Raw genomic sequence first — 23,357 nt, forward strand, 5'->3', positions numbered from 1 at the left:
TCTCTCGCCGGGACGCTTCAGCCGGACGGCCTCCGAGCGAGGCGCCGGCGCGTCACGGGAGCGGGTGGACCGAACCGGAGAAGTGCACGCGGCCGCTGCGCGGGTCCCACCCGAGGTAATTGGTACCGCCCTCGGTGGGGGTCAGGTTCAGGGCAACCTGGCCCGGCAGGAGGACCGGCTTGGCGAACTCGACGTCCCACACGAACGCGTCCCCGCGGGCCGGCCCCACGGTGGCGAGGGCCCGCGACGCCGTGTACATCCCGTGGGCGATCGCCTTGGGGAACCCGAACAGCTTCGCGCTCAGCCCGGACAGGTGGATCGGGTTCCGGTCCCCGGAGACGTCGGCATAGCGGCGGCCGGTGGACGCCCCGAGTCTCCAGTTCGCCGTGATCGGCGGTAGTGGCGCGTCCGGGTCGCGCCCGCCCGCTCCGGTGGGCTTCGACCCCTCGGCGGACTCGACCAGGGCGAGGCCCTTCATCGGCTTGCCCTTGGCCAGGTACGTCGACACGCCACGCCAGAGCACGTCAAGCCCGTCGGCCTGGCCGACCTCGGTGACGAGATCCACCTGGGTGCCGGAGCGGTGCGCGCGCAGGTTCTGCGCCCACGCCCGCACCGTCAGCACGTCCTGGGCATGGACCGGGTGGCGTTGCTCGACCCGGTTGGCCACGTGCACCATGCCCATCAGAGGTAGCGGGAAGTCCTCCCGGGCCATCACAGCCACCGCGACCGGGAACCCGATCACATGCACGTACCCGGCGGGCAGAGTGTCCGTGCCCGCTTCCCCGAGCAGGTGCTGGTAGGCGGCGAGCTGGGCCTGGTCGACGCGCACGTTGTCGACCCGGTAGGCGACCTCCGGGAGCCGAGCCGCGAGCGGACCGGGTCGGCGCACCATCAGGCGCGCGGACCTGGCCACGGCCTGCCCGTACAGCGAGGTCAGGGACGGGACCTCCGGGAGGAGGTGCTCGCGCCCGCTCACTGGCCCACCATGTTCTGTCCGCACACCCGCAGCACCTCACCGTTGATGCCACCGGCCTGCGGGGACGCCAGGAAGGCGATGGCCTCGGCCACGTCGACCGGCTGCCCACCCTGCTGCAACGAGTTCAGCCGACGGGCAACCTGACGGGTGAGCGTGGGGATCCGCGCCGTCATCTCGGTCTCGATGAAGCCCGGAGCCACGGCGTTCGCGGTGCCCGCCCCGGCGACCCGGCCGGCCAGCGAGCGGGTCATCCCGATCACGGCGGCCTTGGAGAACCCGTAGTTCGTCTGACCGCGGTTGCCGGCGATCCCCGACGTCGAGGCGAGCGAGACCAGGCGCAACCCGTCCGGTGCCAGCCCGTCGGCCGCCAGGAACACGTCGTTCATGCGTAGTTGTGCCTCGATGTTCACGGCGACGACCGCGTCCCACTGCTCGGGCTTCATGTTCGCGAGCAGCTTGTCCCTGGTGATCCCGGCGTTGTGCACCACGACGTCGATCCTGCCGTAGCGGGCCCGGGCCCGCTCGATGATGCGCTCGGCCGCATCGTCGGCCGTGATGTCCAGCTGCAGCGCGATGCCACCCACCTCGTTCATCACGGTGGCCAACGACTCTCCGGCCGCCGGCACGTCCACGCCGAGCACCTGCGCGCCGTCGCGGTGCAGCACGCGTGCGATCTCCGCGCCGATGCCGCGTGCGGCACCCGTCACGACGGCGACCCGGCCCTCGAGCGGACGCGTCCAGTCGGCCGGTGCGGCGCCGTCGGGCGTGCTCACCCGCACGAACTGGCCGTCCACGAAGGCCGAGCGGGCGGACAGCAGGAACCGCAGGGCCCCGACGGCGGAGGGCGCGTCGGGGCTGACCGTCTCGCCGAGCACGACGCCGTTGCCGGTCGCACCGGCGCGCAGTTCCTTCGCGACCGAGCGCAGCAAGCCGTCCACGCCGTGGCGGACCGCCGCGACGGCCGGCTCGTCCTCCGGACCCGCGGCCCGCGAGACGGTGACGACGCGGCCGCCCGGAGCCAGTGAGCGCAGCACGGACCCGAGGGCGCGAACCCGCTGGGAGGCCTGCTCGGGGCTGGTCAGGTCGGTCAGCACGACCACCACGGCGCCGACCTTGCCCTCGGGCGCATTCCGGTGCACGTCAAGGTCCCAGCCCAGCAGGACCCGGGCGATCGCGTCCGTGTCCGGCCCCTCGCCGATGACCAGCGTCCGGCCCGGGACCAGCGGGGTGTCGACGGCCGACGGGTCCGTGCGGCGCAGGTGCGCCGGACGCGGCAGGCCGAGCTTGGTGGCGAGCGTCTTGGTGATGCCCGAGTTCACGAGTTCGAGGTAGGCGTCGCTCATGCCGCTTCCAGGATCATCGCGACGGCCTGGCCACCGGCGGCACACACGGAGATGAGCCCACGGACGGCTCCGCCGTCGGGGCGGTCCTTCTTCGCTCTTGCCAACAGGGTGGCCAGCGTGCCGACGATCCGGGCGCCGGTGGCACCGAACGGGTGGCCGGCCGCCAGGGAGGAGCCGGCCACGTTGAGGACGGCCGGGTTGATCCGGCCGAGCGGGGGCAGGCCGACCTTCTCCACCATGAACTTCTCATCGGCCCAGGCGGCCGTCGTGGTCAGCACGGTGGAGGCGAACGCCTCATGGATCTCGATGAAGTCGAAGTCCGCGAGCACCAGCTTGTTGCGGTGCAGCAGGCGCGGCACGGCGTACGCGCCGCCCATCAGCAGGCCCTCCTCGCCACGCACGAAGTCCACGGCGGCGGCCTCGGCGTCGACCACATGCGCGAGCACCGGCAGGCCCCGCTCGGCGGCCCACTCGTCGGTTCCGAGCAGGACCGTCGCGGCGCCGTCGGACAGCGGCGTCGAGTTGCCCGCCGTCATCGTCGCAACGCCCTCACCGAGTCCCTTGCCGAACACCGGCTTGAGCTTGGCGAGCTTCTCCGCCGAGGTGTCCGGGCGTAGCGACTCGTCCCGGGTCAGACCGCGGTAGGGCGTGATCAGGTCGTCGAAGAGACCGTCGGAGTAGGCCTGCGCGAGGTTCTGGTGGGAGGCCAGCGCGATCTCGTCCTGGGCCTCACGGGTGATCTTCCACTTCAGCGTGGTCAGCGCCTGGTGCTCGCCCATCGACAGCCCGGTGCGGGGCTCGGCGACGTCCGGCGCCACGGGGGCCAGGTCGCCGGGGCGGATGCTGGCGACCAGCCTCAGCTTGTCCGGGATGGTCTTCGCGCGGGACAGCTTGATCAGGGTCCCGCGGAGCCGGTCGCTGACCACGATCGGGGCGTCCGAGGTCGAGTCCACCCCGGCGGCGATCCCGGAGTCGATCTGGCCGAGGGCGATCTTGTTCGCGACGGCCGTGACCGTCTCCAGGCTGGTGCCGCAGGCGCGCTGGACGTCGAACGCGGGGGTCTGCGGGGACAGCGCGGACCCCAGGACGGCCTCGCGGGTCATGTTGAAGTCACGGGAGTGCTTGAGCACGGCGCCGCCGGCCACGTCCCCGAGGCGCTCGCCCTGCAACTGGAACCGGGCCACCAGTCCGGAGAGCGCGGCGCCGAGCATGTCCAGGTTGGAGGCGTTGGCGTACGCGCCGCCGGCCTTGCCGAACGGGATGCGGTTGGACCCGATCACCGCGGCGCGGCGGGGGGTGGGACTGCTCGGCCTGTTCGGCATGGAACTCCTCGTTCGGATCGTTGCGACTCGGAACTGATGGTCGTGGTCGTGCTCTGATCGTGGCCCGGCCGGAAGCCGGACCCCGACGCGTGCCTACTACCAACAGTACCTGATACTCTCAGTCCGTGAGTAGGGTCACAGTCGCCACGACACCCGCCGAACCCGAGGGTTCCGACGCGGACGGCCGCTCGCGCCGATGGGACGCCCACCGGGCCGAGCGCCGGGCCGAACTGTGCCATGCTGCCCGCCGGGCCGTGCACCACGGCGGCGCGGAGCTGTCCATGGACGAGCTGGCGGCCCAGATGGGCACCTCGAAGTCGATCGTGTACCGGTACTTCACGGACAAGGCCGGCCTCCAGGCGGCCGTCGGGGCGATGGTGCTGGCGGAGATGTCCGGGGCCTTCGAGGAGGCCGCACACGGTGCGGGCAGCCCGCGGGACCGGCTGCGGGCCATGGTCGGGATCTACGTCGGCACCCTCGCGCAGTCGACGAGCGTGTACCGCTTCGTGACCCGGTCGGGCGACGGCGCCCCCGGGGCGGACGCGGACGTGTCCGACTTCCTGACCACCCTGACCGACTACGTCGCGGCGCCCCTGCGCGACGTCCTGACCGGATCCACGTCCGACCCGCGCCTGGCCGACGCCTGGGCGGCCGGCGTGGTCGGGTTCGTGCGGGGAGCGGCCGAGTCCTGGCTCGCCCTCGATCCTGCGGACCGCCTGGACCCCGAGCGTCTCGTGGTCCTGATCAGCAACTGGCTCTGGGCCGGGGCGAGTGCCCCGCTGCCCGGCATCACCCGGATCTCGACAGTTCCATCGGAGGAAGCATGAGCAGTACTGCCAAGCCCACCGCCCCCGAGCGCCTGCAGTTCGACACGGCGGCGGTCGCCGACCTGGTGGACGGCCGCTGGGCCCAGATCCGCCGCGAGATGCGCGAGTGGATGCTGGACGAGCGCCTCCGCAAGGTCGAGGGGCTGCCGTACTCCGAGCACCGCGCCCGGGTCCTCGAGCAGGCCAAGCTCCTGGTGGAGCTCGGGCTCATCCAGCGTGCGTTCCCGGCGCGGCTCGGCGGGTCGGACGACCCGGGCGGCAACATCGCCGGGTTCGAGGAGCTCGTGGTCGGGGACCCGTCGCTGCAGATCAAGGGCGGCGTGCAGTGGGGCCTGTTCGCGGCGGCGATCCTGCACCTGGGCACCGACCACCACCACGACGCGTTCCTGCCGGGCGCCATGGACCTGACCGTCCCGGGTTGCTTCGCGATGACCGAGATCGGGCACGGCTCGGACGTCGCCGAACTCGCCACCACCGCCACCTACGACCCGCAGACGCAGGAGTTCGTCATCAACACCCCGTTCCGCGGGGCCTGGAAGGACTACATCGGCAACGCCGGTGAGCACGGCACGGCCGCCGTGGTGTTCGCGCAGCTGATCACCCGTGGCGTGAACCACGGCGTGCACGCCTTCTACACCCCGATCCGGGCGACGAGCCCCGACGGCAGCGCCGGGGACTTCCTGCCCGGTGTCCAGGGTGAGGACGACGGCCTCAAGGGTGGCCTGAACGGTGTGGACAATGGTCGGCTCGCGTTCGACCACGTGCGGGTGCCGCGGACGAACCTGCTGAACCGGTACGGCGATGTGACCCCCGAGGGTGAGTACTCCTCACCGATCGACAGCCCCGGCCGCCGGTTCTTCACCATGCTCGGCACCCTGGTCCAGGGCCGGGTCTCGCTCGGTGGCGCCTCGGTGGCGGTCTCGAAGATGGCGCTGGCCACGGCCATCCGCTACGGCAACGAACGCCGCCAGTTCACCGGCGCTGACGACACGGTCGAGACCGTGATCATGGACTACCAGCAGCACCAGCGGCGGCTGCTGCCGCTGCTTGCCCGCACCTACGCGGCTCAGTTCACCCACAACCAGCTGCTGCAGCGCTTCCACGAGGTGTTCTCCGGCGAGTTCGACACCGACTCCGACCGTCAGGACCTCGAGACCCTCGCCGCGGCGTCGAAGCCACTGAGCACCTGGCTCGCGATGGAGACCATCCAGACCGCCCGCGAGGCGTGCGGCGGGGCGGGCTACATGGCCGAGAACAAGCTCGTCGGGCTGCACCAGGACATGGACGTGTACACCACGTTCGAGGGCGACAACACGGTGCTCCTGCAGCTCGTCGGCAAGCGGCTGCTCACCGACTACGGCCGGTCCATGGCGAAGATGGACGTGGCCGGGGCGGTGCGGTACGTGGCCGACCGGGCCGTGGACATGACGCTGCACCGGACCCCGCTGCGCCGGGCCGCCCAGTCCATCCAGGACTGGGGCTCCAAGGCCCGCTCGGCGGGCGAGTTGCGCGACCCCGAGGCCCAGCGGGAACTTCTCGAGGACCGCGTGGAGACCATGGTCGAGGGCGTCGCACTCGCCCTCCGCGGGGCCAAGGGGGCCTCGCCCGAGGTCGGCGCCGACCTGTTCAACGACAACCAGCACGAGCTCATCGAGGCGGCCCGCGCCCACGGGGAACTGCTCCAGTGGGAGGCGTTCACCGAGGCGCTGGGTCGGATCGAGGACCAGGACACCCTCCGCGTGATGACCTGGCTGCGGGACCTGTTCGGGCTGGTGACGATCGAGAAGAACCTGTCCTGGTACCTGATCCACGGGCGGATCTCCGCGCAGCGGGCCGAGACGGTGACCTCCTACATCAACCGGCTGCTGCCCCGGCTGCGGGTGCACGCCGCCGAGCTCGTGGAGGCGTTCGGCTACACCGACAAGCACATCGGCGCCACCATCGGCACCGGCGTGGAGGCCGAGCGCCAGGCGCAGGCGCGCGAGTACAAGCGCCAGCAGCGCGCCAGCGGCGACGAGCCGGTCACCGAGAAGACACTCCGGGCCCGGGAGAAGGCCGAGCGGAAGGCCAAGGTCAGCGCCTGACGACTCGGCCGGCGCGGCGGTTCGGCCCGCGCCTCCCGGCGTGCCGCCTCCACTCCCGGCCCTCGCTCCAAGCCCCCGCTCCTCGAGGCTGTCGCCGACGCCCCGAGTCAATCGTTGCGGCGCGATCACTGACTCAAGGGCTACCCGACTACCTCGGCGGCGCCCCGTCGGAGGCGGGTGCGGCCCGGGCGGCACGCACGTTGGCCTCGTGCTCCTCGCGCAGCCAGGCGGGACCGGTCGCGAGGCGCGGGTCCTCGTCCCGCGCGCCCTCGGCCGGTCCGATCGGCTCCGCCAACGCGGCAAGGTAGGCAAGGTAGGCAAGGTAGGCCCGGTCGGCACGCAGCCGGGCAGCGGGTGAGTCGGCCGTGCCGGCAGGGCCGGAGAGTGCCACGCGCCCGTGCCCGGGGATGAGCACCGCCGCCTGTTCGACGTAGGGCGCAAGCCGCTCCAGGCCCGCCGCGTACGCCGTGATCCCGGTCTCGCCGGCGAGCGGGATCTCGACGTCCGAGAGCATGTCCGCGGCGACGAGCGCGCCCACTGCGGGTACCCAGAGCGCCCCGTGTCCGGGCGCGTGCGCGTCGTGCGCGACCACCTCGACGACCGGACCCGCCCAGGGCAACCCTGCGCCGTCGTACCCCTCGACGAGCCCCGCGAGCGGTCGCAGGTTCGGCTCGACGGCGGCACGCAGTTCGTCGAGATGCTCGACGGCGGAGGTCGCCGCCGCGGTCGTGGCCAGTCTCGGGCCGGTTCCGAACCGCTCGTGCCAGAGCACGTGGTCGTGGTGGGCGTGGGTCGCCCAGCCGAGCACCACCCGCAGCGATCGGGACTCGAGCAGGTCGGCGATGGCCGCGAGCTCGTCGGGGTGCCAGGTGGGGTCGACGAGGACGGCGTCGCGGCCGTCGTGCAGCACCGTGGTGGTCGTGTGCATGGTGCGCGAGGTGAGCACGAGGATGCCCTCGGCGACCTCGAGGGGGTCGGCGGCGTGGTCCATCGCAGCAGTGTGGCGTGAGGCGCGGCCGGTCACACTCCGAGACCGGGTTAGGGTGGCCTTAGTCGAGTCGAGGAGTAGGTCATGTCCCAGCCAGAGCCGCGTCGTCGCGGAGGCCCCGCGGTCCGTGCGGAGGTGGTCTCCGCCGAGAACGTCACCCCACACATGCGCCGGGTGGTGCTCTCCGGCCCCGGCGGCGAGCCGTTGCCGATCGAGTTCAGCGGCCTGACCGACGCCTACGTGAAGCTGGTGCTGCCGCGACCCGGCTCCGGCGTCCGTGAGCCGTTCGACGTCGACGAACTCAAGGAGACGCTGTCCGCCGAGCAGTGGCCGGTCCTGCGCACGTACACGATCCGCGCCTGGGACGCCCAGACCGGACGGATGACCCTCGACTTCGTGGTCCACGGCGATGAAGGGATCGCCGGGCCGTGGTCCGTGGCGGTCGAGCCGGGCGACCAGGTCCAGTTCCGTGGGCCCGGCGGTGGGTACGCGCCCGATCCCGCAGCGGACTGGCACCTGTTGATGGGGGACGAGAGCGCGCTGCCCGCGATCGCGGCCGCCCTCGAGGCGATGCCGACCGACGCTCCGGTGCGCGCATTCATCGAGGTGTCCGACCCGGCCGAGGAGCAGCCGCTGCTGACCGCCGCGCAGGCGCAGGTGCGGTGGATCCATCGGGACACCTCGCCGCGTCCGCCGGGGGTGGAGCTGGTCGAGGCCGTGCGGGAACTGGAGTTCCTGCCCGGGCGGGTGCAGGCGTTCGTGCACGGCGACGCGGACGTGGTCCGGGAGATCCGCTCCCACCTGCGCTTCGAGCGCGAGATCCCGACGGCGGACCTGTCGATCTCCGGCTACTGGCGCCGCGGCCTCGACGACGAGGGCTGGCGGGCCGCCAAGCGGGAGTGGAACGCCGCCGTGGACGCCGAGGAGACCGCGCACGCCTGACAAGCACGCGAGTGGAATAGGGCCCGGGTGCCGGACGGTTGAGCCGGGCGTGAGCACACGCAAGAACATCGGCTTCCTCTCCTTCGGGCACTGGACCCCGCACCCCACCTCCGAGGTCCGGACCGCCTCCGACGCCCTGCTGCAGAGCATCGACCTCGCCGTCGCCGCCGAGGAGGTCGGCGCGGACGGCGCCTACTTCCGGGTGCACCATTTCGCCCGGCAGCTCGGTTCGCCGTTCCCGCTGCTGGCCGCCGTCGGCGCCCGGACCAGCCGCATCGAGATCGGCACCGGCGTGATCGACATGCGCTACGCGAACCCGCTGGCGTTCGCCGAGGACGCCGGGGCCGCCGACCTGATCGCCGGGGGCCGGCTCCGACTCGGGATCTCCCGCGGGTCACCGGAACAGGTCATCGACGGTTGGCGCCATTTCGGGTTCGTCCCGGCCGACGGCGAGACGGACGCGGACCTGGCCCGGCGGCACACCGAGGCGGCGCTCCGGGCGCTCGCCGGTGAGCAGTTCGCCGAGCCGAATCCCCGGCCGATGTTCCCGAACCCGCCCGGCCTGCTGCGGATCGAGCCGTACTCGCAAGGTCTGCGGCAACGGATCTGGTGGGGTGCCGGCTCGGACGCCACTGCCCGTTGGAGTGCCGAGCAGGGCATGAACCTGATGTCCTCGACCCTCAAGTTCGACGAGTCCGGCGAGCCGTTCCACGTCCAGCAGCGCAAGCAGATCGAGGCGTACCGCGGTGAATGGGCCCGCCACGACCACGGGTTCGAACCACGGGTGTCGGTGTCCCGGTCGATCTTCCCGATCGTCGACGACCGCGACCGCCGGTACTTCCTCGGCACCGGCGAACGCGCCGACCAGTTCGCCCAGCTCGACGGTGGCCGCGCCGTGTTCGGCCGCACCTATGCCGACGAGCCGGACGCCCTGGTCGACCAGCTGCGCGGGGACGAGGCGATCGCCGAGGCAGACACGCTGCTGCTGACGGTGCCGAACCAGCTCGGGGTCGACTACAACGCACACGTCCTGGAGTCGGTCCTCACGGACGTCGCCCCCGCACTCGGCTGGCGCTGACGACCCCTGGCCGGCGCGTCAGAGCCCGACCATGGCCATCCCGGCGTCGTTGTAGCGGTTCCCGGCCACCGGGATCCGCACGGTGAGGGAGTTCAGGGCGGCGACCTCGTCCGCGGACAGGGCCACCGCCGTCGCCCCGGCGTTCTCCTCGACCCGCTCGATCCGCCGGGTGCCCGGGATCGGCACGATCCACGGCTGCTGGGCGAGCAGCCAGGCCAGCGCGAGCTGTCCGGGGCTCACGCCCTTCGTGGCCGCCAGGGTGCGGATCTGCTCCACGAGGGCGGCGTTCGCGGCGAGGTTGTCCGCCTCGAACCGGGGCACACGGTTGCGGATGTCGCCCTCGGTGAACGTGGTGGTCGTGTCGACGGTCCCGGTGAGGAAGCCCTTGCCGAGCGGGCTGAACGGCACGAACCCGATGCCGAGCTCGGCCAGGGTCGGCAGCACCTCCGGCTCCGGGTCGCGGGTCCACAGCGAGTACTCGCTCTGCACCGCCGTGACCGGGTGCACCGCGTGGGCTCGCCGGATCGTGCCCGCGCCGGCCTCGGAGAGGCCGAAGTGGCGGACCTTCCCGGCTTGCACGAGCTCGCCGACGGCGCCCGCGACGTCCTCGATCGGGACGTTCGGGTCCACCCGGTGCTGGTAGAAGAGGTCGATGACGTCGGTGCGCAGCCGCTGCAGCGACGCGTCGGCGACCCGGCGGATCTGCTCCGGGCGGCTGTCGGTGCCGGACATCTTCCCGTCGACGATGTCCCAGCCGAACTTGGTCGCGATGATCACGTCGGCCCGGACCGGTTCGAGGGCCTCGCCGACGAGTTCCTCGTTCAGGTAGGGCCCGTAGACCTCGGCGGTGTCGATGAACGTGACGCCACGTTCGACGGCGCCGCGAAGCACGGCGATCATGTCCTCGCGGGTGCCGGGGTTGGGGCCGTAGCTCTGCGACATGCCCATGGCGCCGAGGCCGATGGCGGAGACCTGCAGGTCCTGTCCGAGGGTGCGGGTGTGCATGGTGACTCCTTCTGGTGGATTGCTAGGGGAGGAGGTTGGCGAAGAGGTGTGCGCGGATGGCTTCCACGTCGGCTGAGTCGTGGGTGCGGCCGACGTGCCCGCTCGTCTCGACCACGAGCACGTCGGCCGCGGCCTCGGCGGCGTCGGCGCCCAGGTGTGCCGCCAGGGCGGTCCGGGTCAGGTCGTCGTGGGGGCTCATGGTGGTGAGACTAAGCGGGCTCGACCCGCAGCGTCGTCGCCGTGGCGACGGCGTTCGTGGTCGCGGCGACGGCGTTCTCCGGCCGCTTCGACCGCGGCCAGGTCGGCAGGGCTCCAACCGGTCATGTCTCCTCCGTACCGGTCGCGGGCGCGACCTGGTCGAGCGCGCGCAACGCGTTGAGCGCGCGCGGGTAGCCCACCAGGGGCAACAACTGGGTGAGGACGGCGATCATCAGCGCACGATCGTTGCCGACCCGCAGGTTCGCCCGCACGTGTGCCGCGACCTGCGGGTCCGCGCCGCCGAGGGCGACCAGGATCGCGAGGGTGAGCAGTTCCCGGTCGGGCAGGCCGATGCCGTCGCGGGTGTAGTGGTCGCCGAAGCAGTGCGCGGACAGGTACCGCTGGATGTGGGCGGTGTCGGCCGGTGCGCCGGCGTACATGGCGTCCACGGCGTCGTCACCGACGAGGCGTTTCTGGACCCGGAGACCGAGCTCGGCGCGGTCCGCGGCGGTCGTGGTCGCCTGCCCGGGCAGCGGCAGGGTGACGTCATGCGCGAGGAGGACCTCGTTGACGACGGCGACCGCCTCGTGAGCCCGACCGAGGCCCACGTAGGGGACGGCCTGGTAGGTGACCTCCTTGATCACGACGGCGGGGACGCCGTCGTGCAGCGCCTGCGCCAGCCGCAGCCGGAGGTGACGCCAGGCGCCGACGGCGATCAGGGCACCGAGTTCCACGATCGCCCTGGTCGTGGTGGGCAGCGGCGCGTCACGCTGGACCTCGAGCGCGAACGGCTGGGTGATCGCGAGCAGGTCGGGGTCGGTGCCGGCGAGCTCGTCGCGGAGGTCGGTGGGAGTCATGGGCGCACCAGTACCTTGAGCGCCTCGCGGGAGTCCATCAGCCTGTAGGCCTCGGCGATGTCCTCGAGCGAGGTCTCCGCGTCGAAGACGGCGCCGGGATCCAGGCGCCCGTCGAGCACCCGGACCAGGGCGTCCTCGAGGTAGGCCCGCACGGGTGCGGGGCCACCGTTGAGGGTCGCGTTCTTGCCGAACAGCGATCCGAACCCGACCGGGGCGTCCTCGTACTGGGGCACGCCGACCCGGGAGATGACCCCGCCGGGGCGGAGCACGCCGTAGGCCTGCTCGTAGGCGGGCATCAGTCCCACGGCCTCGAGAACGACGTGGCTGCCCTCGCCGCCGGTCAGTTCGACGACCCTCGCGATGCCCTCCTCGCCGCGCTCGGCGACGACGTCGGTCGCGCCCCATTCCCGTCCGAGGTCGGTGCGCGCGGTGTGTCGGCCCATCAGGATGATCCGCGCGGCGCCCATCTGCTTGGCGGCCAGGACCGCGGACAATCCGACCGCGCCGTCCCCGATCACGGTCACGGTCTGGCCCGGGCTCACCCGGGCCATGAACGCGGCGTGGTAACCGGTCAGGTAGACGTCGGCGAGCGTCAGCAGCGCGGGCAGGAGATCCTCGTCGACGGCGGGGGGCAGCTTCACGAGGGTGCCGGCGGCCTGGGGGACACGGATCTTCTCGGCCTGGGCGCCGCCGGTGTCCCAGTTCCCGTAGAAGCCGCCGTGCGGGCAGGCGGTGTGGAAGCCGTCCCGGCAGATCGGGCAGGTGTTGTCGGCCCAGGCGAACGGGGAGATCACCAGGTCGCCGGGCGCCAGGTCGCGCACGTCGGCGCCGACCTGATCGACGACGCCGATGAACTCGTGGCCCATCGGCTTTCCGGTCTCGTCCGCGGGCATCGAGTGGTACGGATGGAGGTCCGAGCCGCAGACGCAGGCCAGGGTGACCCGGACGATCGCGTCGGTCGGTTCGAAGATGCTGGGTTCGGGGACGTCGACGACGCGGACGTCGCCGGCGCCGAACATGACTGCTGCTCGCATCAGCGGGGGTGTCTCTCGTGGTCGTGCATCGCCACGGCGTCGTTGAGCGCGAGGGGTGGGGGCTGGGGTCATGGCATCCATGACACACCCGGGCGTCCGCCCGTGGGAGTTCCTGGTGTTCCAGGTACCGGCAGGACCTCCCTTCCGGCCGCTCCCGGTCGTACCGTCATACCCATGGACCTGAAGGCCGAGACCCGGGAGTTCCTGGCGACCCGGCGGGCCCGGATCACGCCGGACCGTGCCGGGCTGCCCGCCTACGGTGGCAACCGCCGAGTGCCGGGGTTGCGCCGCGAGGAGGTCGCGATGCTCGCCGGCGTGAGCGTGGACTACTACACGCGGCTGGAGCGGGGGAACCTCGGGGGTGTGTCCGAGGAGGTGCTCGAGGCCCTGGCCGAGGCTCTGCAGCTCGACGATGCCGAACGGCTGCACCTGTTCGACCTGGCCCGGGCCGCGAGCGCTTCGGGCGCGGCTCGCTCACGTGCCCGCCGGACCCCGGCGCCGACGCTGCGGCCGTCGGTCCAGCGGGTCCTGGACTCGATGGTGGCGACGCCGGCGTTCGTGCGTAACGGTCGGCTCGATGTGCTCGGCATGAACCTGCTCGGCCGAGCCCTGTACGCGCCGATGTACGACTCGCCCGCGCGCGAGGCGAACGAGCCGGTCAACACCGCACGGTTCCACTTCCTCGACCCGGCCGGCGCCCAGAAGTTCTGGGGCGAGCGGTGGCAGAAGACGGCACATGACGCCGTCGCCATCCTGCGTGCCGAAGCGGGACGCAACCCCTACGACCGGGACCTGACCCAACTCGTCGGGGAACTGTCCACCCGCAGTGAGGACTTCGTCCGCCTGTGGGCCTCGCACGACGTACGCCTGCACCTGAGTGGGACGAAGGTGTTCCACCACCCCGCCGTCGGGCGCCTCGAACTCGACTACGAGGCCCTGCCGCTGCCCGCGGACCACGGCCTGCAGATGAATGTCTACACCGCGGCCCCGGGCTCGCCGTCGGAGGACGGGCTCAGGCTGCTCGCCTCCTGGGCGGCGACCATGCTCACCGCCGCCGAGGCGGTCCCCGACGCTGCCCCGACGAAGGAGTCTGGCTGGACCTGATCGTCACGCCGCAGGAGGGTGACCAGCGGATGACGGTGGGCCTGGTCAGGTTCGCGCCCGGGGCGCGCACCGCCTGGCACTCCCACGCCCGCGGGCAGTACCTGCACGTGGTGTCCGGCGTCGCGCTGACCGGGACCCGCGACGGTGAGGTACTGCGGGTGTCGGCCGGCGAGACGGCCTATTGCGCCCCGGATGAGGAGCACTGGCACGGAGCCGGCGCGACGGGGTTCATGGAGCACCTGGCGATCACCGAGGGCGCCGACGACCCGGAGCAGACCACGGTCTGGCTCGAGCACGTCACCGACGAGCAGTACGCCGCGGGCTGACCGGTAGCCTGCCCGTCGTGGAGTTCATGACGATGGGCGACGGCGCCCGCCTGGCCACGTGGACCGTGTCGGCTCCCGGGCCGGGTTCGTGCCGCCCGCCCGTGATCCTCGTGCACGGCGGCCCGGGTCTGTGGGACTACCTCGAGCCGCTCGGCCACCTGCTCGGCGGGCTGTGCACCGTGCACCGCTACGACCAGCGTGGGTGCGGGCGCTCCTCGGCATCCGAGGAGCTGACCATGCAGCGCTACGTCGCCGACCTTGAGGAGTTGCGGGTCCGGTTCGGGCACGAGCGGGTCGTGGTCGTCGGGCACTCGTTCGGGGCCACCCTCGCCCTGGCCTACGCGGGCACGCATCCGAAGAGGGTGGCCGGGCTCGGCTACCTCGACGGCACCGGCATCGGTGACTGGCGCACCGCCTACCGCGCCGAGCGGGACCGGCGGCGGGCACCGTGGGCGTCGCGGTTCGCCGACCTCGACGGCCGTGACCGCACCCACGCCGAGGAGGTCGAGTGGCGCCGGATCTCCTGGGCACCCGACTACGCCGACCCGCGCGCCGGCTACGACCTCGCGCTGGAGATGGCACGCGCTCCAATGCCGATCAACCACGTCGCGAACCGGAGCCTGATGGCCTTCGGCGACGCCGACCAGATCGGCTGGGCGACCGCCGCGACGTGCCCGATCACGTTCGTGCACGGCACCGCCGACCCCCGGCCGGCGGCGAACGTCAGCGACCTCGCCACCTACGCCCACCGGCCGCGTAGGCGCGTGGTCGACGGCGCCGGTCACCTGCCCTGGCTGGAGCAGCCGGAGCGCACGCGCGAGATCCTCGAAGAGATCGTGCTGACCGCCGACCCGTGACCCCGGGTGTCGCAGCGTCGACACGCTGTCGAATGTATGTTCGAATGGGTGGATGCGATGGGAAGCGCGGGAACTCACGGCGACCGACGACGCGGCCCTGCTGCCGCTCAAGGGTCTGGTGCGTAGCGTCCGCACCCCGGAGTTCGCCGGTGTCACGTTCCACGAGGTGCTCTGCCGCAGCGCCCTGAACAAGGTGCCCGGCGTCTCCGAGATGCCGTTCGGGTGGACGATCAACCCGACCCGGGGCTGCCTGCACCGGTGCACCTACTGCTTCGCCCGGAAGACCCACGAGTACCTCGACCTGGACTCCGGCGTCGACTTCGACACCCAGATCATCGTCAAGACGAACCTCGTCGAGGTGCTCCGCAAGGAACTCGGCCGGCCGTCCTGGAAGCGCGAGCACGTGGCCCTGGGTACGAACTCCGACCCGTATATGCGCGCCGAGGGCCGCTACCGGCTGATGCCCGGCGTGATCCAGGCGCTCGCGGCCTCGGACACGCCGTTCTCGATCCTGACCAAGGGCCCGCTGCTCAAACGCGACCTGCCGCTGCTGGTCGACGCCGCGCAACGGGTCGAGGTCGGCGTCGGGGTGTCCCTCGCGTTCGCCGACCCGGAACTGCAGCAGCGCGTCGAGCCGGGCACCCCCACCCCGAAGGCCCGGCTCGACCTGGTCCGGGCGATCACCGACGCGGGCCTGGACTGCACCGTGATGGCGATGCCGATCCTGCCCTGGCTGACCGACTCCGACGCCCATCTCGACGCCCTGTTCGGAGCCGTCGCGCAGGCCGGCGCCACCTGGATCACCGCCGGCGCCCTGCACCTTCGCCCCGGCGCGCGCGAGTGGTTCCTGGCCTGGCTCGGCCGCGACCACCCGGACCTGGTGCCCCGCTACCGGGTCCTGTACGAGGGTGGATCGTACGTCTCGCAGGAGTACCGCGCCTGGCTCTCGGGCCGGTTGCGGAGCGCCAGGCTCCGGCACGGTTTCGTCTCCCGGCCCGGCCGGGAGAACCGCCAGTTCCCCCTGCGCGGGAGCACGCCCGACGGCGTTGCCTCCTCGGTCCCGAGTGTTGTCTCGAGCGTGGGTCAGGAGCAGTTGGCGCTCTTCTAGTCGACTCCTGGAGGCGGCTGATCTCGGCGGGTCAGTGAGCCCGAACGTTCGACTTGGCCGTCGCAGATCAAGGCGAGTCGGGCTGAAGCCGGGCGGCTCGAGCGGGAGGCCTCCGATCTGGCCAGGGCACTGGCCCGTGACCTGGTCGCGGCCGACGTGCCGCTGCGCGACGTGGGGGAGGTCCTCGGCGTCTCGTATCAGCGCGCGCACCAGTTGGCATCGAGGTGAGCTCCAGGAGGCGCGCCGGCGCCGGCCAGCGCACAAACTGTCGGCTCATCGGGCTCGTTGTCTCCTATGGCACCCTGATCCGATGAGGGTCTCGAACCGCGCGCAAGTCCCCCCGTTCGAGGTGATGAGCATCCTGGACCGGGTCGCCGGGCTCCGGGCCCAGGGTCGGGACGTGATCTCCCTGTGCGCCGGCGAGCCCAGCGGCGGTGCCCCCATCGACGTGAACGCCCGCGCCGCAGCCGCGTTCGCGAACGGCGACGACCTCGGCTACACGAGCGCGCTCGGGCTACGGGAGCTGCGGGACGCCGTCGCCGGGCATTACCGGCGCTGGTACGGGCTGGCCGTCGAGCCGCACGAGGTCGCGATCACCACCGGCTCGTCGGGGGCGTTCGTGCTCGCATTCCTGGCCGCGTTCGACGCCGGCGACCGGGTCGCCCTGGCCAGCCCCGGGTATCCCGCCTATCGCAACATCCTGACCGCACTCGGCTGCGAGGTGGTCCAGGTCGAGTGCGGTCCCGAGCACCGGTTCCAGCCCACCCCCGAACTCCTCGAGGGGGCCGGACCGCTCGACGGGTTGATCCTCGCCTCGCCCGCGAACCCCACCGGCACGATGGTCAGCCGCACCGAGCTCACCGCGCTGACCGACTGGTGCCGCGGGAACGGGGTCCGCCTGGTCAGCGACGAGATCTACCATGGCATCACCTACCCGGCCGACCGGGCGGGGTTGACGGGGCCCGACTCCCGCGGCGTCTGCGCCTGGGAACTGGACCGTTCCGGCGTCGTCATCTCCTCGTTCTCCAAGTACTGGGGGATGACCGGATGGCGGCTCGGCTGGGCGCTCGTGCCCGCGGACCTGCGCACCGCCGTCGACGCCCTCGCCGGGAACGTCGCCCTGTGCCCGCCCACGCCCGCCCAACGGGCCGCCGTCGGGGCGTTCACCGAGAGCTCCTACGCGCAGGCGGACGCCCGCGTCGCCTCGTTCGCGCGCACCCGCGCGGTGCTGCTCGAGCAGGTCCCGCGGCTCGGCTGGGGCCCGGTCGCCCCCGCGGACGGCGCCTTCTACCTCTACGCCGGGCTCGGTGAGCGGCTAGGCCGGTACCCGGACTCGACGGCGTGGTGCCGGGCTCTGCTCGAGGAGGCCGGGGTGGCCGCGGTCCCGGGCAGCGACTTCGACCCGGCGCGCGGGCACGACTACGTGCGGCTGTCCTTCGCGGCCGGGCCGGACGCCGTCGCCGAGGCGGTCGAACGGATCGTCGGGTTCCAGGGTGGCTGAGCCGCCGCTGCCCGACGTCCGCGACTGGGCCGCCCGGGCTTGGCCCAGCCATGACTGGGCGCACGCGCGCCTCGCGCACGGCGCGTTCCACCGGATCGCCGTTCTCGAGCAGACCGTGGTGGCCCGGGTCGCCTTCGGCGACGACGCCATCGAACGCACCGCCCGCGAGGTGCGCACGCTGCACGTGGTCGCGGCCCTCGGGCTGCCGGTGACCACCCCGCGCCCGCTCGGCGAGATCGTCACGTCCGGCGGCGCGGCCGGGATCCTGACCACCTTCGTTCCCGGCGTCGCCTCAGACGCGCCCTGGCCGCGGGTGCGCGAGCCGCTCGCGGCCCTGCTCGAACGGCTGCGCGCGACCGCACCCCCCGACGTCGGGCTCTCGCCACCGCGCGCCTGGTGCGGCGGGTCGAGCTGGCCCCGGATCGTCGCGGACTACCTCGCGCCTCAACTCCCGACGGCGGTCGCGGCCGAGGCGGTCGCGCTCACCGAGCGGGTGGTCGCCGTCGAGGCCGGCGTGCCGCCGGCGTTCGTGCACGGAGACTTCGGCATGCACAACCTGCTCTGGTCGGGTCGCTCGGTCACGGGGATGATCGATCTCGACCACGCGGCCTGGGCGGACCCGGCGATCGACGTGGCACCCCTGATCGGGCAGTTCGGAGCCGCTCAGGTCGCCGAGATCGCCGAGCCTGCCGTGCTGAGTCGGGCGATGCACCATCGGGCCACGCTGTCCCTCCAGGTCGCGGCCGCGGCACAACTCGCCGGGGACACCGAACTGCGCGACTTCGCCCTCGGTAACTTCGCCCGCCGCGTTGCCGACGGCACCAGCCACGATCCGGGCGGCATGCGGCCACGGGACTGAGTGCAGCTAGGCTCTGCGCCGTGACTGCTGAGGATGTCAGGGTGACCCCGTCCATGGAGAGCACGATCTGGCGCGGCGCCGTCGACTGGGCCGCCGAGGATGGGCTCTGGCAGCCGTGGCGGCTGCTGCCCGCGCAGGCCGACCGCGCACACGCGCCCGATCTGATCCGGGTCGCCCGGATGGCCGCCGGGGTGCGCGCGCAGGTGCGCACCGACGCGGGCGAACTCGTCCTGCCGTTCGAACATGCCGACGGCGAGGGCCGGATCGACCTGATCGTCGACGGCGAACTCACCCGCCGTGTCGACGTCGCCGAGGGGGTCGCCGAGGTGAGGCTCCCGCTGCCGGCCGGGGTACACGACGTCGAGCTCTGGTTGCCGCAGTCCGGCAACACCCGGGTGGGCGACCTCGGCCTGGTCGGCGCGAACGTCGCCGAGGCGACGGCGCCACGGCCCCGGTGGACCACCTACGGCAGTTCGATCAGCCAGTGCGGCGCCGCGTTCGGGCCGAGCGAGACCTGGCCCGCGCTCGTGGCGCGCCGGCTCGGCTGGGACCTGACCTGCCTGGGGTTCTCGGGTCAGTGTCACCTCGACCCGATCGCGGCGCGCACGATCGCCGCCGTGCCCGCCGACGTGATCTCCCTCTGTCTCGGCATCAACATCATGGGCGGCGCCACGTTCGGCCCACGTTCGTTCGCCGCGCACATCTCCGGCTTCGTGGAGCAGGTCCGCGCGGCCCATCCCGACGTGCCGATCCTGGTGATGACCCCGATCGTCAGCCCGCCCCGGGAACGCACGCCGAACGCCGTCGGGCTCACCCTGGAGCTGATGCGCACGGCCATCGCCGAGGTGGTCGCCATGCTTGCGACCGACGATCCGAACCTGCACCTGCTCGACGGGACGACCATCATCGGCACCGAGGACGTCCACCTGCTCCCCGACGACCTGCATCCCGACGGCGAGGGGTACCGGCTCATGGCGGAGCGGATCGCCCCGGCGCTGGTCAACCTGCCCCGGCTCGTCGGCGTGCGCTAGCGTCGGCATCCCTCGCAACGGCAAAGGAGCACGCGATGGCGTCGACGCACCACAAGATCGACCCGGCTGAGGCGATCGACCCGTTGATCCTCGGCCTCGACGTCGGCTCGACCGCGTCCCGCGGTGGCCTCTACGACGCCGCCGCCCGGCCGCTCGAGGGACCGAGGGCGAAGGTACCGCACGCGTTCACCACGGCCGCGGACGGCACCAGCGAGATCGACCCGGACGCCGTCGTCGACGAGATCGAACAGATCCTCGACCTGCTCGCGACACCGGACCTGCGGGGGCGGATCGGTGGCGTCGCGATCGACACGTTCTCCGCCTCCCTCGTGGGCGTCGACGCCCGGGGGCGGGCGGTCACCCCCTGCTACACCTACGCCGACTCCCGGTGCGCCGCGCAGGTCCGCGAGCTTCGTGACGAACTGGATGAGCAGGACGTGCTGCAGCGCACCGGCACCCGGCTGCACAGCAGCTACCTGCCCGCCCGGCTGCGCTGGCTGGCCGCGACCGACCGGGCGGCCTTCTCCGCCGTCGACCGCTGGATGTCCCTGGGCGAATACGTCCACCTGCGGATCATCGGCACCGCCGTGGTCGGTACCGCCGCGGCCGCCTGGACCGGGCTGCTGGACCGGCGCACCGGCGCGTGGGACGAGCGGATGGTCGAGACCTCGGGCATCGACGTGGCCCAGCTCTCCCCGGTCCACGACCCGGACCTACCGGTGCGCGAGGTGTCCGCCCGGGTCGCCGAGCGGTGGCCCGCGCTGGCCGGGGCGGCCTGGTACCCGGTGATCGCGGACGGGCTCGCCTCGAACGTCGGCGTCGGGGCGACGGCGGAGGGAACCGTCGCGCTCGCGGCCGCCACCAGCGGGGCGATGCGGGTGCTCCTGCACCAGATCCCGCAGACCATCCCGAGCGGGCTCTGGTGCTACCGGGTCGACGCCCGCCGCAGCCTGCTCGGTGGGGCGCTCAACGACGTCGGCCGGGTGGTCACCTGGCTGGAGCAGACCCTGCGCGTGCCGGACGACGTCGGCGCCGTCCTCGCCGCCGATCCCGACCCGGCCACGCCCACCGTGCTGCCGTACCTCAGCGGCGAACGCTCCACCGGCTGGGCCGCGCAGGCCCGGGCGACGATCACGGACGTGGGCGCCGCGGCCACCGCCGAGCTGATCTACCGGGGCGCGATGGAGGGTGTCGCGCTCAGCTACGCACGGGTGGCCGAGGAACTGGCCGGCGCGGCCGGGACCCACGCGCACGAGATCCGTGCGGCCGGCCGGGTCGCCGCGGACCTGACGCCGTGGCTGCAGGTGGTCGCCGACGGCCTCGACGCGGACGTGCGGCACGTGACGAACAAACGCACCACCCTGCGCGGGACCGCCCTGATCGCGCTGGAGTCGCTCGCGCCGGACGTGCCGCGCTCCGAGCCCACGATCGGTGCGACGTTCGAGCCCGTGCCGGCCCGACGCGGATATTACGACGAACGAGCCCGGCGGTACCAGGACGTGTACGCGGCGCTCGTGCGCTGAGCCGGCCGACCGGCCGCCGCAGCCCCGGAGACCGTCAGGCCTCGAGCACGCTCGCGGGCAGGTGCCCGTCGAAACCGTCGATCGACCTGGCGTTCTTGTCCCGCTGGTAGCGGGCCAGGCCCTCCGCGCCGCGTCGGTCCGCCCACGAGTGCATCAGGTCCCGCTGACCGACGAAGTCGAACAACGGCACGCCGAAGCCGCACGAGGTCTGCACCTCCTCGACCCGGATGTCGTAGACCTGCCGGGCGCCGAGCAGCGGCGGGAACAGGCCGACCAGCTCGTCCCAGTCAGCATCGCCCGGCTGCACCATCCGGGTGGTTCCGAACAGGCGCAGGATCCACGGCTTGCCCTCGAACGCGCAGAACATGACCGTGATCCGCGGGTTCAGCGCCGTGTGCGCCGCGGTCTCGTTCCCGGAGCCGGTGCCGTTCAGCCAGGCGACCCGGTTCGGGCCGAGGATCCGGAACGTGTCCAGACCCTTCGGGGAGACGTTGACCCGCCCGTCCGCCGCCGCCGTCGCGACGAAGAACATCTGCTGACGCTCGATGAACTGCCACAGCTTCGGCTCGATGCTGTCGTAGAAGGTGGCCATGCGCCGTCAGCCCCGGCGCCGGCGCAGCCGGGTGCGCAACACACACGCCACCGAGACCGCGACGATCGCACCGAGGATCTGACCGCCGAGGATCGCCCGGTTCACGTCCAGCGCGGGCTGCCAGGACACCTTGCCGTCGCGGACCACGTAGACCCCGGCCGGGCGGGCGAGCACCCCGAACCCGCCGCCACCGCCGGAGCCCTCGGCGTGCGGGGCGCCCTCGCCGGACGGGCCCATCCCGGCGCCGTCCCCGTAGCCCATGCCCGCGCCGCCGTACACCTTCGCGACCGGGATCACCGTGGCGCCGTCGGAGGAGTAGGCCTCGCCGAACACCCGCTTCACGGTGAGTGCGTCGCGGGCGGCCTCGATGGGCAGCCTCGGGTCGCCGTGGGGTGGGCGGGGCGGCTTCGGCGGGTGCTGGTCGTGATCAGGCGTTCCCTCACTCGTATTCATCCCACCATCATGACCCCAGCAGGAGCCCGACGGCGAGGCCCAGGGTCGCCGCGAGCACGGTGAGCAGCAACGTCCCGAACGCGCTCACCAGACCCCGGCGCAGATCGCCCGAGGCGACCAGACGGACCGACTCCACCATCGCCGTCGAGAAGGTCGTGTACCCGCCGCAGAAGCCGGTGGCCGCGACCGTGTACACGTCGGCGGAGATCACACCCGTGCTCAGGGCACCGGCGAGCACCCCGATGACCACGGACCCGGTGACGTTGATGATCATCGTCGCGACCGGCAGGAGCCGTGACCACCGCCCCCGGATCGCCCCGTCCACGGCGAACCGGGCCGCGGCGCCGAGGCCGCCGAGCAGCCCGACGAGGAGGGCCACCAGCACGGGGCTCATCCTGGTCCGCCCGAGCCGGCGGCGCGCCGCCGGTGCCGGGCCCCGGCGAGGGCCACCCCGGCCAGGCACGCCGCGAGACCGAGCACCACGCTCCCGAGCCCGTAGCCGAGGCCGAGCGCGACCTGCCCGTCGGCGAGCAGCTGCTGCACCTCGAGCGCGAGGCTGGAGAACGTGGTGAACCCGCCGAGCATCCCGGTGCCGAGCCCGAGCCGTAGCAGCCGCCGGGTGCGGGTCTCCGCGCCGCGGCGCACGAGGGCTTCGAGGAGCAGGCCGAGCGCGAACGCGCCGAGCAGGTTCTCGACGGCGGTCGCGACCGGCAGGCCGTCGTCGTGGGGGAGGAGGTGGCCGAGCCCGTAACGGGCCAGGGTGCCGGCGGCGCCGCCGAGCGCGACCACCGCGAGGAACCGTGGGTCGCGGTGTGCCGGGCGGCTCACCGGGCGCCGTCGTGCTTCGCCGGGATCACCAGCACCGGAACGTCCTGGGTGTGCGCGAGGTGACCCGCGACCGACCCACCGATCAGCTCGTTCATCCAGCCGCCGAAGCCGGGGCGGCGGGTGCCGACCACGATCATCGACGCACCGTGCTCCGCGGCGGCGACCGCCAGGCCCCGGGTGACCTCGCCGATCCGGTACTCCAGCGCCCAGGGCACGCCGGTCGGAGCGAGCACGCCGGTGAGACGGGCCACGAGGAGCTCGACCGTGTCGTCGTCGTCCGCGCGGTCCGGGTCCAGCGGCACGGTCGGCAGCGTCCCGTCGATGCCGACGAGCCCCTCGGAGGCGGCGATCTGCGTGCCGTCGACCCACGTGCACAGCAGTCCGGTGCCCATCGTGGCGGCGATCTCGGCGGCACGGGTCGGCACCTGCGGTGTCTGATCCGGCTCGACGCCGACCACGAGCGGATGCTCCGGCGCATCCCCCGACCATGGGCGTGACGTCCTCACGTGCTGCTCCCTCCG

The 23,357-nt window shown here is 72.6% G+C and carries 25 protein-coding genes; 12 read left to right on the forward strand and 13 right to left on the reverse strand.

The window, feature by feature from the left end:
* Positions 1-52: 52 nt before the first annotated feature.
* Genes EXU48_RS22150 through EXU48_RS22160 form a run of 3 tightly spaced genes read right to left on the reverse strand, consistent with a single transcriptional unit; the run spans position 53 to position 3,641 of the window.
* A complete protein-coding gene (locus EXU48_RS22150; RefSeq protein ID WP_235857203.1) occupies positions 53-976 on the reverse strand; it encodes a MaoC/PaaZ C-terminal domain-containing protein in 924 nt (307 codons plus the stop codon).
* Complete coding sequence (locus EXU48_RS22155; protein ID WP_133109880.1) at positions 973-2,319, reverse strand: 3-oxoacyl-ACP reductase; 1,347 nt, start codon at positions 2,317-2,319, stop codon at positions 973-975. The genes EXU48_RS22150 and EXU48_RS22155 overlap by 4 nt, the downstream gene beginning before the upstream one ends.
* Positions 2,316-3,641, reverse strand: coding sequence for an acetyl-CoA C-acetyltransferase (locus EXU48_RS22160; RefSeq protein ID WP_133109881.1), 1,326 nt, complete (start codon positions 3,639-3,641; stop codon positions 2,316-2,318). The genes EXU48_RS22155 and EXU48_RS22160 overlap by 4 nt, the downstream gene beginning before the upstream one ends.
* A gap of 125 nt (positions 3,642-3,766) precedes the next feature.
* Here EXU48_RS22160 and EXU48_RS22165 point away from each other — a divergent pair, with 125 nt between their 5' ends.
* Positions 3,767-4,468 (forward strand): TetR/AcrR family transcriptional regulator, encoded by a 702-nt coding sequence (locus tag EXU48_RS22165; RefSeq protein WP_133109882.1) that lies wholly within the window; start codon positions 3,767-3,769, stop codon positions 4,466-4,468.
* A complete protein-coding gene (locus EXU48_RS22170; RefSeq protein ID WP_133109883.1) occupies positions 4,465-6,552 on the forward strand; it encodes an acyl-CoA dehydrogenase family protein in 2,088 nt (695 codons plus the stop codon). Before EXU48_RS22165 ends, EXU48_RS22170 begins: the two co-directional genes overlap by 4 nt.
* 148 nt (positions 6,553-6,700) lie before the next feature.
* Here EXU48_RS22170 and EXU48_RS22175 read toward each other — a convergent pair whose 3' ends face one another.
* Positions 6,701-7,543: an MBL fold metallo-hydrolase gene (locus tag EXU48_RS22175; protein WP_133109884.1), complete on the reverse strand. Its 843-nt coding sequence runs from the start codon at positions 7,541-7,543 to the stop codon at positions 6,701-6,703.
* Between the two features lie 81 nt (positions 7,544-7,624).
* Here EXU48_RS22175 and EXU48_RS22180 point away from each other — a divergent pair, with 81 nt between their 5' ends.
* Positions 7,625-8,482, forward strand: coding sequence for a siderophore-interacting protein (locus tag EXU48_RS22180; RefSeq protein WP_133109885.1), 858 nt, complete (start codon positions 7,625-7,627; stop codon positions 8,480-8,482).
* Between the two features lie 49 nt (positions 8,483-8,531).
* On the forward strand, positions 8,532-9,560 hold the full coding sequence (locus EXU48_RS22185) for an LLM class flavin-dependent oxidoreductase (protein WP_133109886.1): 1,029 nt from the start codon (positions 8,532-8,534) through the stop codon (positions 9,558-9,560).
* An 18-nt stretch (positions 9,561-9,578) separates the two neighbouring features.
* Here EXU48_RS22185 and EXU48_RS22190 read toward each other — a convergent pair whose 3' ends face one another.
* The 4 genes from EXU48_RS22190 to EXU48_RS22200 all read right to left on the reverse strand — a co-directional run bounded on the left by EXU48_RS22190 (position 9,579) and on the right by EXU48_RS22200 (position 12,654).
* On the reverse strand, positions 9,579-10,565 hold the full coding sequence (locus EXU48_RS22190; RefSeq protein ID WP_133109887.1) for an aldo/keto reductase: 987 nt from the start codon (positions 10,563-10,565) through the stop codon (positions 9,579-9,581).
* A gap of 22 nt (positions 10,566-10,587) precedes the next feature.
* On the reverse strand, positions 10,588-10,764 hold the full coding sequence (locus EXU48_RS24655) for a hypothetical protein (RefSeq protein ID WP_165962948.1): 177 nt from the start codon (positions 10,762-10,764) through the stop codon (positions 10,588-10,590).
* 121 nt (positions 10,765-10,885) lie between these two features.
* Complete coding sequence (locus tag EXU48_RS22195) at positions 10,886-11,620, reverse strand: carboxymuconolactone decarboxylase family protein (RefSeq protein ID WP_133109888.1); 735 nt, start codon at positions 11,618-11,620, stop codon at positions 10,886-10,888.
* Positions 11,617-12,654 (reverse strand): zinc-binding dehydrogenase, encoded by a 1,038-nt coding sequence (locus tag EXU48_RS22200; RefSeq protein ID WP_207947865.1) that lies wholly within the window; start codon positions 12,652-12,654, stop codon positions 11,617-11,619. The genes EXU48_RS22195 and EXU48_RS22200 overlap by 4 nt, the downstream gene beginning before the upstream one ends.
* Positions 12,655-12,828: 174 nt before the next feature.
* On the opposite strand from EXU48_RS22200, the gene EXU48_RS22205 reads away from it, so the two are divergent.
* The 8 genes from EXU48_RS22205 (at position 12,829) to EXU48_RS22240 (ending at position 20,963) form a co-directional block, all read left to right on the forward strand.
* On the forward strand, positions 12,829-13,758 hold the full coding sequence (locus tag EXU48_RS22205; RefSeq protein ID WP_133109889.1) for a helix-turn-helix transcriptional regulator: 930 nt from the start codon (positions 12,829-12,831) through the stop codon (positions 13,756-13,758).
* 29 nt (positions 13,759-13,787) lie between these two features.
* Positions 13,788-14,084, forward strand: a complete 297-nt coding sequence (locus EXU48_RS22210; RefSeq protein ID WP_133109890.1) for a cupin domain-containing protein — start codon at positions 13,788-13,790, stop codon at positions 14,082-14,084.
* A 26-nt stretch (positions 14,085-14,110) separates the two neighbouring features.
* Positions 14,111-14,941, forward strand: coding sequence for an alpha/beta fold hydrolase (locus EXU48_RS22215; RefSeq protein WP_235857216.1), 831 nt, complete (start codon positions 14,111-14,113; stop codon positions 14,939-14,941).
* A gap of 52 nt (positions 14,942-14,993) precedes the next feature.
* Positions 14,994-16,049, forward strand: coding sequence for an Rv2578c family radical SAM protein (locus EXU48_RS22220; protein WP_133109892.1), 1,056 nt, complete (start codon positions 14,994-14,996; stop codon positions 16,047-16,049).
* Positions 16,050-16,359: 310 nt separating this feature from the next.
* Positions 16,360-17,550, forward strand: a complete 1,191-nt coding sequence (locus EXU48_RS22225) for an aminotransferase class I/II-fold pyridoxal phosphate-dependent enzyme (RefSeq protein ID WP_133109893.1) — start codon at positions 16,360-16,362, stop codon at positions 17,548-17,550.
* The gene (locus EXU48_RS22230; RefSeq protein ID WP_133109894.1) at positions 17,543-18,409 is read left to right on the forward strand and encodes an aminoglycoside phosphotransferase family protein; all 867 of its coding nucleotides are present in this window, start codon (positions 17,543-17,545) and stop codon (positions 18,407-18,409) included. The genes EXU48_RS22225 and EXU48_RS22230 overlap by 8 nt, the downstream gene beginning before the upstream one ends.
* A 20-nt stretch (positions 18,410-18,429) precedes the next feature.
* Positions 18,430-19,440 carry a GDSL-type esterase/lipase family protein gene (locus EXU48_RS22235; protein WP_133109895.1) on the forward strand — a complete coding sequence of 337 codons (1,011 nt, stop codon included), beginning with the start codon at positions 18,430-18,432 and terminating at the stop codon, positions 19,438-19,440.
* A 35-nt stretch (positions 19,441-19,475) separates the two neighbouring features.
* Entirely contained in the window at positions 19,476-20,963 is a 1,488-nt protein-coding gene (locus tag EXU48_RS22240) for a gluconokinase (RefSeq protein ID WP_133109896.1), read from the forward strand.
* 34 nt (positions 20,964-20,997) lie between these two features.
* On the opposite strand, the gene EXU48_RS22245 is transcribed toward EXU48_RS22240, so the two are convergent.
* The 5 genes from EXU48_RS22245 to EXU48_RS22265 are packed head-to-tail and all read right to left on the reverse strand — an operon-like array spanning position 20,998 to position 23,342.
* A complete protein-coding gene (locus tag EXU48_RS22245; protein ID WP_133109897.1) occupies positions 20,998-21,555 on the reverse strand; it encodes a pyridoxamine 5'-phosphate oxidase family protein in 558 nt (185 codons plus the stop codon).
* Positions 21,556-21,561: 6 nt separating this feature from the next.
* On the reverse strand, positions 21,562-22,008 hold the full coding sequence (locus EXU48_RS22250) for a spore germination protein GerW family protein (protein WP_133109898.1): 447 nt from the start codon (positions 22,006-22,008) through the stop codon (positions 21,562-21,564).
* Positions 22,009-22,015: 7 nt separating this feature from the next.
* Complete coding sequence (locus EXU48_RS22255; protein ID WP_235857204.1) at positions 22,016-22,402, reverse strand: fluoride efflux transporter FluC; 387 nt, start codon at positions 22,400-22,402, stop codon at positions 22,016-22,018.
* Positions 22,399-22,836: a fluoride efflux transporter FluC gene (locus EXU48_RS22260; protein ID WP_133109899.1), complete on the reverse strand. Its 438-nt coding sequence runs from the start codon at positions 22,834-22,836 to the stop codon at positions 22,399-22,401. The genes EXU48_RS22255 and EXU48_RS22260 overlap by 4 nt, the downstream gene beginning before the upstream one ends.
* Entirely contained in the window at positions 22,833-23,342 is a 510-nt protein-coding gene (locus EXU48_RS22265; protein ID WP_133109900.1) for a universal stress protein, read from the reverse strand. Before EXU48_RS22265 ends, EXU48_RS22260 begins: the two co-directional genes overlap by 4 nt.
* Between the last annotated feature and the right edge of the window lie 15 nt (positions 23,343-23,357).

This window comes from Occultella glacieicola, from assembly GCF_004353825.1.
Lineage (GTDB): Bacteria > Actinomycetota > Actinomycetes > Actinomycetales > Beutenbergiaceae > Occultella > Occultella glacieicola.